This window comes from Bacillus sp. 41-22, assembly GCF_025809295.1.
Taxonomy (GTDB): Bacteria; Bacillota; Bacilli; order Bacillales; family Bacillaceae_G; genus Bacillus_A; species Bacillus_A mycoides.
The window spans coordinates 5,067,386-5,082,035 of record NZ_CP084035.1; the positions used below are offsets into that span (position 1 = coordinate 5,067,386).

General features: G+C 38.1%; 20 protein-coding genes. 2 read left to right on the forward strand and 18 right to left on the reverse strand.

What is annotated here, in order from left to right:
* Nucleotides 1–24: 24 nt before the first annotated feature.
* The 10 genes from atpB to LCF45_RS26145 all read right to left on the reverse strand — a co-directional run bounded on the left by atpB (nt 25) and on the right by LCF45_RS26145 (nt 6,709).
* Complete coding sequence (gene atpB, locus LCF45_RS26100) at nt 25–744, reverse strand: F0F1 ATP synthase subunit A (protein ID WP_000399874.1); 720 nt, start codon at nt 742–744, stop codon at nt 25–27.
* A gap of 7 nt (nt 745–751) precedes the next feature.
* The gene (locus tag LCF45_RS26105) at nt 752–1,144 is read right to left on the reverse strand and encodes an ATP synthase subunit I (RefSeq protein WP_002016288.1); all 393 of its coding nucleotides are present in this window, start codon (nt 1,142–1,144) and stop codon (nt 752–754) included.
* Entirely contained in the window at nt 1,144–1,368 is a 225-nt protein-coding gene (locus LCF45_RS26110; RefSeq protein ID WP_002089742.1) for an AtpZ/AtpI family protein, read from the reverse strand. The genes LCF45_RS26105 and LCF45_RS26110 overlap by 1 nt, the downstream gene beginning before the upstream one ends.
* 26 nt (nt 1,369–1,394) lie before the next feature.
* The gene (locus LCF45_RS26115; RefSeq protein WP_000232963.1) at nt 1,395–1,508 is read right to left on the reverse strand and encodes a DUF4024 domain-containing protein; all 114 of its coding nucleotides are present in this window, start codon (nt 1,506–1,508) and stop codon (nt 1,395–1,397) included.
* A 375-nt stretch (nt 1,509–1,883) separates the two neighbouring features.
* Nucleotides 1,884–2,513, reverse strand: a complete 630-nt coding sequence (upp, locus tag LCF45_RS26120) for a uracil phosphoribosyltransferase (RefSeq protein ID WP_002034907.1) — start codon at nt 2,511–2,513, stop codon at nt 1,884–1,886.
* Between the two features lie 272 nt (nt 2,514–2,785).
* Complete coding sequence (glyA, locus tag LCF45_RS26125; protein ID WP_263894388.1) at nt 2,786–4,027, reverse strand: serine hydroxymethyltransferase; 1,242 nt, start codon at nt 4,025–4,027, stop codon at nt 2,786–2,788.
* 253 nt (nt 4,028–4,280) lie between these two features.
* Entirely contained in the window at nt 4,281–4,853 is a 573-nt protein-coding gene (locus LCF45_RS26130; protein ID WP_263894389.1) for a TIGR01440 family protein, read from the reverse strand.
* 66 nt (nt 4,854–4,919) lie between these two features.
* On the reverse strand, nt 4,920–5,363 hold the full coding sequence (gene rpiB / locus LCF45_RS26135; RefSeq protein ID WP_000869917.1) for a ribose 5-phosphate isomerase B: 444 nt from the start codon (nt 5,361–5,363) through the stop codon (nt 4,920–4,922).
* 96 nt (nt 5,364–5,459) lie between these two features.
* Complete coding sequence (locus tag LCF45_RS26140) at nt 5,460–5,900, reverse strand: low molecular weight protein arginine phosphatase (protein ID WP_002130066.1); 441 nt, start codon at nt 5,898–5,900, stop codon at nt 5,460–5,462.
* A gap of 311 nt (nt 5,901–6,211) precedes the next feature.
* Nucleotides 6,212–6,709 carry a PTS sugar transporter subunit IIA gene (locus LCF45_RS26145; protein ID WP_002016294.1) on the reverse strand — a complete coding sequence of 166 codons (498 nt, stop codon included), beginning with the start codon at nt 6,707–6,709 and terminating at the stop codon, nt 6,212–6,214.
* A 387-nt stretch (nt 6,710–7,096) separates the two neighbouring features.
* Here LCF45_RS26145 and LCF45_RS26150 point away from each other — a divergent pair, with 387 nt between their 5' ends.
* Both LCF45_RS26150 and LCF45_RS26155 read left to right on the forward strand, forming a co-directional pair.
* Nucleotides 7,097–7,483 carry a DoxX family protein gene (locus LCF45_RS26150; protein WP_002068579.1) on the forward strand — a complete coding sequence of 129 codons (387 nt, stop codon included), beginning with the start codon at nt 7,097–7,099 and terminating at the stop codon, nt 7,481–7,483.
* A gap of 167 nt (nt 7,484–7,650) precedes the next feature.
* Complete coding sequence (locus LCF45_RS26155; RefSeq protein WP_002034901.1) at nt 7,651–8,262, forward strand: flavin reductase family protein; 612 nt, start codon at nt 7,651–7,653, stop codon at nt 8,260–8,262.
* 428 nt (nt 8,263–8,690) lie between these two features.
* Here the strand turns inward: LCF45_RS26155 and LCF45_RS26160 are convergent, their stop codons facing one another.
* The 8 genes from LCF45_RS26160 to prfA all read right to left on the reverse strand — a co-directional run bounded on the left by LCF45_RS26160 (nt 8,691) and on the right by prfA (nt 14,508).
* On the reverse strand, nt 8,691–8,969 hold the full coding sequence (locus LCF45_RS26160) for a DUF3935 domain-containing protein (protein WP_002016297.1): 279 nt from the start codon (nt 8,967–8,969) through the stop codon (nt 8,691–8,693).
* 81 nt (nt 8,970–9,050) lie between these two features.
* The gene (locus tag LCF45_RS26165; RefSeq protein WP_002139014.1) at nt 9,051–9,182 is read right to left on the reverse strand and encodes a hypothetical protein; all 132 of its coding nucleotides are present in this window, start codon (nt 9,180–9,182) and stop codon (nt 9,051–9,053) included.
* Between the two features lie 19 nt (nt 9,183–9,201).
* Nucleotides 9,202–9,750 carry a manganese efflux pump MntP gene (locus tag LCF45_RS26170; protein ID WP_002016298.1) on the reverse strand — a complete coding sequence of 183 codons (549 nt, stop codon included), beginning with the start codon at nt 9,748–9,750 and terminating at the stop codon, nt 9,202–9,204.
* A 77-nt stretch (nt 9,751–9,827) separates the two neighbouring features.
* Complete coding sequence (locus tag LCF45_RS26175) at nt 9,828–10,868, reverse strand: L-threonylcarbamoyladenylate synthase (protein WP_263894390.1); 1,041 nt, start codon at nt 10,866–10,868, stop codon at nt 9,828–9,830.
* Between the two features lie 108 nt (nt 10,869–10,976).
* Entirely contained in the window at nt 10,977–11,435 is a 459-nt protein-coding gene (locus LCF45_RS26180) for a GNAT family N-acetyltransferase (protein ID WP_002016300.1), read from the reverse strand.
* A gap of 49 nt (nt 11,436–11,484) precedes the next feature.
* Entirely contained in the window at nt 11,485–12,345 is an 861-nt protein-coding gene (spoIIR, locus tag LCF45_RS26185; RefSeq protein ID WP_002130069.1) for a stage II sporulation protein R, read from the reverse strand.
* A gap of 244 nt (nt 12,346–12,589) precedes the next feature.
* Complete coding sequence (gene prmC / locus LCF45_RS26190) at nt 12,590–13,441, reverse strand: peptide chain release factor N(5)-glutamine methyltransferase (protein WP_002034895.1); 852 nt, start codon at nt 13,439–13,441, stop codon at nt 12,590–12,592.
* A complete protein-coding gene (prfA, locus tag LCF45_RS26195; protein WP_002113060.1) occupies nt 13,441–14,508 on the reverse strand; it encodes a peptide chain release factor 1 in 1,068 nt (355 codons plus the stop codon). Before prfA ends, prmC begins: the two co-directional genes overlap by 1 nt.
* Nucleotides 14,509–14,650: the final 142 nt, after the last annotated feature.

Below are 14,650 nucleotides of genomic sequence, written 5' to 3' on the forward strand. Positions count from 1 at the left end.
AAATTTTTTCTTACTTAAATTATATTAATGGTCATGGCTTACTTTATGAGCCATATAAACCATCGTTAACATTACGAAAATAAATGACTGGATTGAACCAACGAATACGCTGAATCCCATCCATGCTAACATCGGTACAAGTGCACCTAATGCTCCTAAGAATGATGCCCCGCCTAACTTAGCAAGTAATCCTAATAAGATTTCACCTGCGTAAATGTTACCAAATAAACGAAGACCTAACGTTAATGTGTTAGCAAACTCCTCAATAACCTTTAATGGGAATAAGAATTTCATAGGTTGGAAATAACCTTTAACATATTCTTTCGTACCCTTCATCTTAATTCCATAATAATGGGTGAGGGTAACTACCATCACGGCTAATGTTAATGCAACTGCTGGATCAGACGTTGGTGATCTCCACCATGCAATATGTTCGCCAGCCTCAACTGTTGAATACATGAATGGTAAACCAAGGAAGTTCGATACGATGATAAACATGATAAGCGTAACGCCAAGCGTTAAGAAACGTCCACCTGTTTTCCAATCCATCGTACTATTGATAATCCCTTTCACGAAGTCAAACACCCATTCCATGAAGTTTTGCATCCCGGTTGGGCGAAGCGCTAAGCTGCGAGTTCCGATAACAGCGATTAAGAAAACAATAACTGCTGCTACAGTAACCATCATAACTGATGACAAATCGAACGTTAAACCTAGAAATTCAACTAATTTACCGTGTTCCACTAGTAATTCACCTCTCTTCCCTGCTCGTATACTCTAAATAAAGAAAATCTATGATCATGACAAGGTATCCTGTCAGCAATCCTACACCTAAGCCCCACATCGCAATTAACTCTTGATATTTGGCTGCAAATAAAATTAATAACCCAATCGTGGCGAATCTTGAATATGTACTTACCGCTGTCGCCTTAAACTTCACGTTTTCTCCATTTGTTACGCGATCTAATAGCTTGTCTGTTCTACGTGCAATGATGCGCAAACTAAGAAAACTGAAAATCGTTCCGATAATCAGCCCAAGAAATACATCCTTGTAAGAGGTAATTCCCCATCCTAGCACTAGAAGCGCAAGCAAGTAGTACATATATTTCTTTTGTCTTTGGACAAGTCCATGTACGTCTATCATCATTGCTCTCCCGAATAGTAATGTTGAATGAGTCGAATCATTGCGTATACCCCTGTTCCTAACCCGAGTAATAACCCTATAATAAGAAACAACGGAAACGTTCCAACCTTATTATCAATCCATTGCCCACCAAAGATTCCGATAAGAATAGAACCAACTAACTGAGCAAGTATTCCTGACATTAAAGCATACGCTTTTATATGGCTGCGATCGTTTTTTTGCAAGGATTCATCCCTCCAATATGTAACCCTCATTCACGATGTGTTAATAATAACTCATTTTTCTGCATAAATTCTATACAAAATAAAAAGTTTACATTTTCGTCACGGAATAGATGCATTTTTGTCACTGAAAGCCCTACCATCTATCCCCGTTGTTAGCATACAATAGGGTATTAACAGTGTCAACGAGAAATCGTAAAAAATCAAAAAATTTGAGTATTAGGCATTTCCTCCCAAAAATGAAAACGTTCCCCTTCTAAATACTGGTTAGAGATATGCAATTTCTAACAGTTTTCTCTTTATAATAGAAGAAAATGTTCACAAGTTTGTCACTATTATATTTTTAAGATATAGCGCTTTTCTTCCATAATATAGTGTCCCCGAGACGTAAGACTTCTATATTATATGTGATGTGTATATAACTTATGTTGTATATACCCTGTATATTTATCTCCCCCTCCCCCGTGCGCTGAGGGCGAAAAAAAAACGAGCGGGGAATCCCCCTCTCGTCTGTTGTCTTACTTCGTTCCGAATAAACGGTCACCAGCATCACCAAGACCTGGAACTACATAACCATGGTCATTTAACTTCTCATCTAATGCCGCTACATAAATATCAACATCAGGATGCTCTTCCTGCACTACTTTTACTCCTTCTGGAGCAGCTACGATACACATTAATTTAATTTGCTTTGCACCGCGCTTTTTCAGAGAATTAATTGCTTCAGCCGCAGAACCACCTGTTGCTAGCATCGGATCTAGTACGATAAAGTCACGCTCTTCTACATCCGTTGGAAGTTTCACATAGTATTCTACCGGTTGCAATGTTTCAGGGTCACGGTATAAACCAACGTGTCCTACTTTTGCTGCTGGAATTAATTTCAGAATTCCATCAACCATTCCTAAACCTGCACGTAAAATCGGAATTAAACCAAGTTTTTTACCAGCGATCACTTTTGTTGTCGCTTTGCTTACAGGCGTTTCAATTTCAATGTCTTCAAGTGGAAGGTCACGAGTAATCTCGAAAGCCATTAAGCTTGCTACTTCGTCCACTAATTCACGAAAATCTTTCGTACCTGTATTCTTATCGCGAATATATGTAATCTTATGTTGAATTAAAGGGTGATCAAATACATACAGTTTTCCCATGTGAATCTCTCCTTTAGATGATATTCATGCGTTTACACGCTTCTTTACACTATTTACGATTGTAAAGAAAACGCTACTAATATTCAAGGGCAAATTTGGCAAAATCATGATTTTGCGATGAATCTATCTAGTATCTTTACCAATTATGGGAGCTGTATCCTTCATTATATCGCCAAAATTTATTCATCATTTGTATACATACTTTAAAAATAATATATGTCCACAAAAAAGACTGCCAAAACAATTACGTTTCAGCAGTCTTTTTCAATCTATTATAGATCTGTATACATTGGGAATTTGCTCGTTAACGCTTCTACACGCTTACTTGCTTCTTCTAATGCAACTTCATTCTCATGATTTTTTAATGTATAAGCAATAAGTGCCGCAATTTCATCCATTTCTTCTAAACCGAAACCACGAGATGTTACAGCTGCTGTACCGATACGTACGCCGCTTGTTACAAATGGGCTTGCTGTTTCAAATGGAATTGTATTTTTGTTCACTGTAATACCAACTTCATCTAATACGTGCTCTGCTACTTTACCTGTAATTTCTAAGTTACGAACATCAATCAAGATTAAATGATTGTCTGTTCCACCAGAAACAAGTGTAAGTCCTTCTTTTTGAAGACCTTCAGCTAAGCGGTTCGAATTATTAATGATATGTTGTGCATATGTTTTAAACTCATCTTGTAGTGTCTCACCAAATGCAACAGCTTTTGCAGCAATTACGTGCATAAGTGGGCCACCTTGAATACCAGGGAAGATTGATTTATCAATTTGTTTTGCAAATTGCTCTTCACATAAAATCATACCACCACGTGGACCACGTAATGTTTTATGTGTTGTCGTTGTAACGAAATGTGCATGTGGTACTGGGTTTGGATGTAAACCAGCAGCTACTAAACCAGCGATATGTGCCATATCAACCATAAAGTATGCACCCACTTCATCTGCAATCTCACGGAATCGTTTGAAATCGATAACACGAGGATATGCACTTGCACCTGCAACGATTAATTTTGGTTTATGTTCTTTCGCTTTTGCTAATACATCATCGTAATTAATACGGTGAGATTCAGCATCCACGCCATATTCTACGAAATTATATTGTACTCCACTGAAGTTAACAGGGCTTCCGTGTGTTAAGTGACCACCATGAGATAAATTCATACCAAGTACTGTATCGCCTTGCTCTAAAATCGTAAAGTATACTGCCATGTTCGCTTGTGCACCAGAATGTGGTTGAACATTTACATGCTCTGCGCCAAAAATTTCTTTCGCGCGATCACGTGCGATATCTTCTACTACGTCTACGTGTTCACAACCACCATAGTAACGTTTTCCAGGATATCCTTCAGCATACTTATTCGTTAAAACAGAACCTTGCGCCTCCATTACCGCTTCACTTACGAAGTTTTCCGAAGCAATTAGCTCAATCTTTGAACGCTGTCTTCCTAGTTCTGCCTCAATTGCAGCAAATACCTTTTCATCTTGACGTTTTAAATGATTCACCAAAATCCCCCTTTTCTGAACGAATTACATCAATTCCCAATAGTTTTTTCTCATTTATTCAGAAAAAACGAAAATTCAGGTTGTAATTCTTTCGAACCTTCATGTTTTCAACTACATTCTAACATGACTTTCTATATCATAAAAGAAAAAAAAAGACCAAAATTGGTCTTTTCTTTCTTCTATTATAAGGTCAGACTACATACCTTTTACCTTTCGATATAAAGCTGTTATAAGACTTTATAATTTTTCATGTTTAACGGCAAGGAATAGCTTCTTCGTTTGCCGCATAAACAGCACGCGCTCCACCTATTAGTTTCCCACGTGTTTTCGCCATCGTTACATGCGCACTTCCTATTTCCTTCACACTTGTACGAACCGGTACAGCTACATGCTTTAAATGCATACCGATAAATGTATCGCCGATATCCATTCCTGCATCTGCTTTAATAAACTCAATTACTACCGGATCTTTAAAATTGTGATACGCATACGTCGCTAATGCACCACCTGCTGATCTAACAGGCGTAACTGTTACAATTTCAAATTGATATTTCATCGCTACATCTCTCTCAACTACTAAAGCACGATTTAAATGCTCACAACATTGAAACGCCAATTCAATACCTGTTCTCTCTTGAAATTGTTTTAATTCAGAAAAAATCGCCTCTGCCACTTCCATCGTTCCTGATGTTCCAATTCTTTCACCTAGCACTTCGCTCGTGCTACACCCCACTACAAAAATTTGACCATTTTGCAGCGTGGCTTGTTCTTGGAAATCAGAAAGCGACATTTGTAGCTGTTCTCTTACCTTTACGATTTCTGTCATTACGCCTCTTCCTTTCACAGGTTGGTTCACCAAATTATATTTCATACTACTTATAGTTAGAATCTATTACTTTGTTTCGTACGTTTTAATTTTTCCTACGCGGTTTTCGTGACGGCCACCTTCATAGTCAGTTGTTAGCCAAATTTTCGCGATATCACGCGCTAGACCAGCTCCAATTACACGCTCGCCCATCGCTAACATGTTAGTGTCATTATGCTCTCTCGTCGCTTTCGCACTGAAAGTATCATGAACTAATGCACAACGAATACCATTTACTTTGTTTGCTGCGATTGACATGCCAATGCCTGTCCCGCAAACTAAAATACCACGATCCACTTCACCATTCGCGACCATTTCTGCTGCTGGAAACGCAAAATCAGGGTAATCAACAGAACCAGCTTCACATTCACAACCTAAATCAATATATTCAATATTTAACTCTTCTAATAAACTTACAAGTTCTTTACGGATATTCATACCGCCGTGATCAGATGCTACTACTACTTTCATTTTTACCCCTCCGAAGTTTCAATCAATTATCTTCATTTCACACTCGCTACCTTAATGGAACAAAGTGATCTCCAATATCGTATTATACACGAAACATCAACCTTCTGAATGTTTTTTCAGTAAAGTTTGTACAAGTTTTTCCATCTCTTCTAACGTTTCTTTATAAATAGAAAGCGATCCGCCAAATGGATCTGAAATATCCTTACTTACACCCTCAGTTAATCCATATAATGTATCCAATTTCTTTTCCACGCTCGGATAATACCCAAGTACAATTTGCTTATGGTTTTCCGTCATTGTTACTACAATATCCGCCCAATCAACCAAAGTATCGTTTACCTGCTGCGCGGCATGATCGATTACAATTCCTTTTTCAGCTAAAGCTTCCTTTGCATGTATCGACACATCGCTTCCAGGATAGGCGAAAACACCAGCAGATTGCACTTCAAATTTACCTTCTCCATAATGACGAAGCAAAGCCTCAGCCATCGGACTACGGCATGTATTTCCAGTGCAAACAAATAACACCCGTTTCATCTAAACCCACCCCTTTTTTTCTGTTTCCTACATTTATCCCGATTGGTGAAGGCTAATAATCAGCGGGGGATGAACACCCTCCACTCATTAAAGTTTCACTTTATCATAGCGTACATTAGAATAGAACAAAAGGAATGTGAATATACGAAAGGCGCATTTCTCTTATATTTTTTCTAAGAAAAATGCGCCTTATCCACATATATGAAACCCTATTTCCAAGTGCCCAAAGTATTTTACCATACATAATGAACACACTACGAAACAAAATAAGGAATCCATTTCATATGAAACGGATTCCTTCTATCAAATAATTATTTCATTGTAACTTTCATTACTTCTGTTGAACCTTTTGTAGCTGTTACACCTACAGTTGTCTTAATAGACTCAGCTGCATCTGTGTTTGTAATAACGATTGGAGTAATTGTGCTTTTCGCTTTTTCACGAATTAATTCTAAGTCGAATGAGATTAATTTATCTCCAGCTTTTACAGCTTGTCCTTCAGAAACGTGAGCTTCGAAACCTTCACCTTCCATTTTTACAGTTTCTAATCCAACGTGGATTAAAATTTCTGTACCGTTTTTCGCTTTAATTCCAATAGCATGTTTCGTGTGGAATAATTGTACGATTTCACCATCAACTGGAGATACAACTACACCTTCAGTAGGATCGATCGCAACACCGTCACCCATCATACGACCAGCGAATACTGGATCTGGTACTTCTTCAATATTTTTCACTGCTCCAGTTAATGGAGCTACGATTGTTTCTTCATTTGTTTTTGAACCAAAACCGAATAATTTTTTAAACATAGGATAGTCCTCCTTATAATTTACCTAAAAGTTTATAGGGCAATCTCTATTCAAGATCGAAATACACGTAAGACTTCATACTTCGAATGTTATACTGTAAAAACTCTTTCGAAATAAATCATGTCATTACTACTAGACTCTTATTGTAGCGCTTCACAAAATTCCAGTCAATTCTGATTGTCTGAATAACAATGAGAAGTTAACTTCTACTTATATTTTCTCTTTTTTTCACTTACTTGTCTAGAGGTCTTTACTACATTTTATTTTTTGTTGTTAATTTGTAAAATTCCTTTCAAATTTTCGTTAAAATCTACTTGACTAAAGTAAGTAACTATTTTATTATTACTTACATAAGGTAAGTTAATAACTTTTAGGAGGTTTTTTAAAATGATGGATATCGGTCTTCTTATTATTCGTCTTATTATAGGAATTACATTCATGGGTCATGGTGCTCAAAAATTATTTGGTTGGTTCGGCGGTTACGGCTTAAAGGGAACTGGCGGCTGGATGGAGTCAATTGGCTTACGTCCTGGTGTATTTATGGCATTTATGGCTGGCGCAACTGAACTATTAGGTGGTTTCTTATTCGCAGCAGGTATTTTCACTGTAGTTGGTTCTTTATTTATCGTAGGAACAATGTTAGTAGCAATTTTCACAGTTCACGGAAAAAATGGTTACTGGGTAACACAAAACGGATTCGAATATAATTTAATGTTAATCGCTGTCGCTATCGGTGTAGCTTTAATTGGACCTGGCGCTTACGTTTTACTTTAATATTTATCTCTATTTCAAGATATTTACCAAAAAAGAGATTACTTCAGTACAATCGAGGTAATCTCTTTTTTTTACATCATCAAAAAAATATTATTTTCAGCAGGAGATTCCCATTGATATCTTGTAAAGGAACAATAAGTATTCATATTTAGAAAGGGGATTACAACATGTTATCCATTAATCCAAACGAACAAACCGAAAAAGATAATTACAAATTACTAACAGGAAGTATCATTCCACGTCCTGTTGCATTCGTTACTTCTGTAACTAAAGATGGCGTATTGAACGGTGCGCCATATAGTTATTTCAATATCGTCGCTGCCAATCCACCACTTATCTCAGTTTCAGTACAACGCAAAGAAGGAAAACCGAAAGACACTTCCAGAAACGCAATAGAAAAAGGGGAATTTGTCGTACATATTTCTGATGAATCTTACGTAGAAGCGATCAACGAAACAGCAGCGAACCTACCTCCTAATGAAAGTGAAATCGAATTAGCAAAACTAACACCGATTGACAGTGATGTCATTTCAGTACCAGGGGTTAAAGAAGCAAACATTCGAATGGAGTGCATATTAGAACGCGCTATCCCACTCGGCGGAACCGAAGACTCGCCAGCTTGTGACCTACTAATCGGCCGCGTCGTTCGCTTTCACGTCGCTGAACACTTATACGAAAACGGTCGAATTCACGCCGAAGAACTAAAACCAATAAGCCGCCTAGCAGGACACAACTACGCAAAACTAGGAGAACAATTTGAATTAGTGAGGCCTATCTAAAAGTGGAGGCGACTCGTTCAGCTCTGACCAGCTAAGGTTCTTTCGTCCTAAAGGCGCTTTTTGCCTTTCGGGCGGAAGGTTCTTAGATGCGAAGAGCTAGTCGCCGGAACTGGATATCACACCCTAAAGGCGGAAGCGGCTCGTTCAGAATGAGAGGGGGATGGAGCTCCTGACGTAGAGGCGCTTTTTGCCTCGCAGGAAGGCGCGAAGCCACCGACCATTCTAGCCGCTGGAGCTGGATACATTTAAAAGCGGAACCGACTGCCCAGGCCCGGTGGCTAAGAACCTTCCTCACAGAAGATGCTTTTTATCTTCTCGTGGGGAAGGTTCTTAGCTGGCCACTGGAACTGGATATATCCCCTAAAAGCGCAAGGGGCCCGTTCACTTCCATCATCTAAACATAACCCCCGCTGAAAGCGGGGAATTTTTTATCGTAATTCTTCGTTCTTCTCCTCTAATGACGGGAATTTCTCTTTTTTAGATCTACTAAGCTTTATTACAAAGAAATATAAGGAAAGTAACGTAATAAGGAAAACAATTAAAAACGGATACGGAGAATAAAAAGTACGCGCCGCCTCCGATTTTCCTGCAACAAACTTCAATGACTCAATATCTAAAAACTCAGCAAACATTTGTACACCGAGCATACTGAACCAAAAAACAAAAAAACTAATAATAATACCAAAAACTTGCTTTAATCTCGTCATTCATCTCATCCTTTCTATATTTGTAATTTTTTAGTGTGATCAATATAGTACAAACGAAACTATGCACAGAAAGGAACTATCTCACCATTCACGAATTAACTTAATCCAACCTAACATCGAAATTTGCAAAATAACACCCAATATTATAAGTCTTCTTAGCCATCGAGGAAAGAAGGTTAAAAGCTTAACATACCATTCCAATAGCTTGTTCATAATTCCCTCCTACATAAAATTATATAGGAAAAAGGAGATACAATCCAAACCCAACAAGAATAATACCACCTACTATTTCACCGTATGTGCCAAGTATATTTTTGGCATGGCTACCAAGCAATAAACCCATCCAAGCCAGTAGCATACTTATTAGTCCGAACAATAATATCGTAATAATTGTCTCTGCTCCGTAAATTCCAAGACTAAGACCTACTGAAAAACTATCTATACTGACACCAAATGCAAATACAAATAAACTAATTCCAATTGGAGCAGTTCTAGTCTCTTCCCCTTCTAAAATAGACGAATATACGATATAGAACCCTAGCCCAATTAATAAAATAGCTCCTGCAAAATTTGCGACATCCCCATACCTCTCTGATAGAAAACGTCCTAGTACCATTCCGATAAATGGCATAATAATATGAAATATCCCAATCGTCATACCTATATAAAGGATTTGTCTTAACTTTAATGTTACCATCCCCATACCGAGGCTCACTGAAAATGCATCCATCCCCAGGGCAAATGCCATAATTATTAAAGGTATTAATTGTTCAAGTGTCATTCATATCCCCCCTCGGACGTGCTACTTCACAATATGCTTATCCGAGGAGAAATATTCTGTTTGCTAAAGGTACATTATCATTCAATAATAATCTGATGTCCCGCAGCTTTTGTTAAACGATTCATAATTGCATTTCCTATGCCTTCATTCGGGAATGATTCACTAAAAATAACATCTACTTCACTTGCATCAAACGTTCTAAGCACATCATATAACTTAGTCGCAACGCTGGCTAAATCGCTTCGCACACCACAAGACAATACAACATCTGCACTATACACATGCTGATACTCTTCTGTCGTTAATACACCTACTTTAAATCCTTCTTTCTTTTTCTCATCCACCATACGTTGAATAAACTCACGGGACCCTTCAACAATACTAAGTGGCGCTTTCGGTGCATAATGTGTATATTTCATTCCAGGTGATTTTGGTTTTTCTTTCTCATCCTTTAAAGCTGGATCTAAAGAAACATTTCCTATCACGGCCTCTAATTGCTCCTTCGTAATCCCACCTGGACGTAAAATCGTCGGAACCTCGCTCGTACAATCAATTACAGTTGATTCAACGCCTACTCCTGTTGCCCCGCCATCAACAATACCAGCAATTTTCCCATTTAAATCTTCATACACATGAGAAGCTAACGTTGGACTTGGGCGTCCTGAACGATTCGCACTCGGTGCCGCAACAGGCACGTTTGCCTCTTCAATAAGGGCGAGCGCTACTGGATGATCCGGCATCCTCACTCCGACTGTATTAAGTCCTGCCGTAACCCTCTCTGAAATCCCTTTTTTTCTCGGTAAAATGATTGTTAATGGTCCTGGCCAAAAATGCTCCATTAACTTTTCTGCAACCGGCGGAATTTCTCTTACGATACCATCTAACTGAGATTTTGTTCCTATGTGGACAATCAGTGGATTATCGCTCGGTCTCCCTTTCGCTTCAAAAATTTTCGCTATCGCTTCATCATCCATTGCGTTTGCTCCTAACCCATATACCGTTTCCGTTGGGAAGGCCACCGCTTCATTTTCTCTTAATAATCTCGCTGCTTCTTTTAATTGTGGATAATATTTTTTTCTTTCCACAACATTATCCACAACCCACATATTTGTATGCATTTTTTCCCACGTCCTTTTCTACCATGAAATACTTGTCTATTTTTAGTTTACTATGAGATTTATCCAAAAGACAAACAAGGTTTATCCACAAAATGTGGATAAACCTTGTTAATCCGTGGATAACTTTGTGAATAGCTGACAATTTAGTATTATTGCATTTAGCTCTTTTATATTTTTACAAAAGTGTTCTAACTGTCGAATTTCCTCTGGCACTTCCTCTTTCTCTATAATGACAAAGTTAAAAAACTGAAAGATGGTCACAGATTGTGGATGATTTGTGAGTAAGTACAATTGTCGAATATCTTTTTCTTTCATATACTGCAAAAACATCTCGAAAAAATATAAGAAAGTCTGTTTATCCACATTGGGTGTGAATAAACAAGAACGGATAAGTGCATTTTCTCCACTTTGTTCATATCCAATTACCGCTCGTATTTCTCCCGCCTCTTCCAAGATCATAAATTGTGCGTACAACTCATTTATTTTATCATCTTTTTTATTAGCTTGTCCGAAAAAAGAATGTAATCTTTCTACATCTGCTTTCGTAGCAAAATACACGTTCTTCATAATAAATCCCTCCTCATTGATATATATGAGGAAGGATTTATTAATAGCACTATTTAGAGAATAAAGATGTAAAAGCTTCGACGATAAATAATTTAACCTCTGGTTTCTCTTCCTCTTCTACTGTTACATACTCATTTTGCTTTTCTTGTTTTTGCTCCACAGGTTTCTCCACTTTTTCCACAGTTTTTGTTTCTACTTTTTTTACAGGCTGTTCTTCTACTTGTGTTTCGTGTTTTACTACTTTCTTTTCCTGTGCTGTTACTTTTTCAGCTTTTTCCGGCTTTACTACTTTCTTTTCTTTCACCTTATCCTCTTTCTTCTCCGGTACATCCACTACTTCCTCATCTAATTGTCTCACTTGCTCCTCTTCAGGAGATTCAGCTTTCACAACATGTTCTTCTTTCCTTACAGCTGTACCACTTGAAAAATCTAAGAAACACATCGGTGGAAATAATACACACCACCAGTTTGCACCTTCACCTTTTCCAATTGTAATAAGTACCGCTTCATATTCTCCTGCCGGATAAATAAAATTCCCATATACCTTTGTAGGAAACTTCACATTCTTACCGAATTTCACTTGAAACGCCTCTTTACTTCCTTCTCTTTTCAGTGTATTTGCCACTGTCTTTTCAATTTCAGGAATATGATTTTGAATTACTTTTCGAGCTTCTTCAAATGACGTTAAATCCGCTACCCATCCATCAATTTGCGCTTTTACTTCATCGCGTACTTTACGCTTTAACGCCTGATCTTTATCGGAATCACTATTAGCTAAAATACGTAATCGAACGGCCTCTTTCGGAATAACAGTAGGCCCTTTTGCATCAGCTTTCATATATCCAAACTGCACAAGTAACTGTGCACCAATTAATAATAAAAGAAAGTAAGCAATAACTTGTTTTTTCATTTCCTCCACCGTCCCCTCTAGAAACAGTGTGGACAGACTTTCATCTTTCTAAACTATTAAATTCAAAATCTATATAAAAAACCGATAGAAAAGCATTTTTTTAATTGGCGAGAGGAACTGGCTATGTATAGGTAATAAGGTGCGTATTTTCGCTGAAATAATTCCCCTTACCAAAATTCTAAATAAAATGTATGGCTGAGTAGTTGCGAATTTTTCATACAAAAAATAGAGTAAGGCTTATGCCTTACTCCATCTCTGCAAATACCATGCGATCTTTTCCATTAATATCAAATACAACTTCAACTTGAGCGCGCGGGAAAGTTTGCTGTAATAATGCTTTCACATCTTCACCTTGCCCTACACCAATTTCAAACGCCACAATCGCCTTGTTCTGTAATACATTCGGCAATTCCTCCATAAAACGACGATAGAAATCTAGTCCATCTTCCCCACCAACAAGCGCACGCTTCGGCTCATGCTCCTTCACAACAGTAGAAAGACCACGCCAATCTTCCTCTGGTATGTACGGAGGATTGGAAACAACAACATCTAACTTCTGACCTGTTTCATAAAACGGAGACAGTAAATCGCCGTGATAGAATGTTACATCCGCCCCTAAAGTTTTTGCATTTTCTTTTGCAACTTCAATCGACTCCTGTGCGATATCTACTGTATACACATGAAGATTTTTATTTTCTAAAGCGAGCGTAATAGAAATCGCTCCACTACCTGTTCCAATATCCGCTATGTGAAGCTCCTCATTACCGAAATGGCGCTCAATTCTCTCTAGTACTCCAACTATAAGTTCCTCTGTTTCCGGTCTTGGTATCAATACCTCTTCATTTACAAAGAATGATCGGCCATAAAACATTTCATAACCGAGCATATATTGGATCGGAATACCTTCTACATGCTTGTGGATAAATTCTGCAAAACTTTCCTCTTGTTCCGCAGTTATTTCTTCACGCATATTCATGAGCATTCCGGTTCTGTTCGTCTTTAATACATGACAAAGGACAATTTCTCCCGCATTTTCATCTCGTCCATTTTCCTGTAAAAAAGAAGAAGCCCATTTCAGGGCTTCATAGACACGCATTACTCAGCTGCCTCCATCTTTTGCGCCTGATCTTCCATCACTAAGGCATTGATGAAATCATCTAACTTACCTTGTAGGATTTGATCTAGCTTTTGAATCGTTAAACCGATTCGATGGTCTGTAACACGGTTTTGCGGGAAGTTATACGTACGAATACGCTCTGAACGATCTCCCGTACCAACAGCTTGTTTACGGTTTTGATCATACTCAGCTTGCGCTTCTTGTCTAAATTTATCATAAACACGTGCGCGTAATACTTTCATCGCTTTTTCTTTATTCTTAATTTGTGATTTCTCATCCTGACAAGATACAACTACACCAGTCGGTAAATGCGTTAAACGTACCGCTGACATCGTTGTATTAACGCTTTGTCCACCAGGACCACTAGAAGCAAACGTATCAACACGAACATCTTTTTCATGAATATTAATTTCTACTTCTTCTGCCTCTGGTAGTACAGCTACAGTTGCTGTAGATGTATGAATACGTCCGCCAGATTCCGTTTCAGGAACACGTTGTACACGGTGAGCACCATTCTCGAATTTCAGCTTCGCGAAAGCACCTTTACCGTTAATCATAAAGATAATCTCTTTATATCCGCCTAACTCTGTATAGCTCGCTTCGATAATTTCAGTTTTCCAACCTTGCACCTCAGCATAACGGCTATACATACGATATAAATCACCAGCAAATAAAGCTGCCTCGTCACCACCAGCAGCGCCACGAACCTCAACGATAACGTTTTTATCATCATTAGGGTCTTTTGGAACAAGTAAAATTTTCAGACGTTCTGATAATGTTTTCTCTTGTCCTTCTAATTCAGAAACCTCTTCTTTTACCATATCACGCATATCAGCGTCTAACTTATCTTCTAACATTGCTTTTGCATCTCGTAATTGCTCACGAACATCTTTATACTCACGGTACACCTCTACCGTGTCCTGAATATCAGATTGCTCTTTTGAATACTCACGAAGCTTATTTGTATCGCTAATAACCTCTGGGTCACTTAACAACTCATTCAACTTCTCATAACGATCTTCTACAGCTTGCAAACGATCTAACACACCATTCACCTCTACATCCTAGTATCTAATACAAATAGTATATGGTACTTAATCAAAAAAACGCAAATTATATTTAAAAGCGTAAGCGGCTTGCTCAGGATCGCAGGCTATTTGGAACTCTCGACCTTGAAGCGCTTTTTGC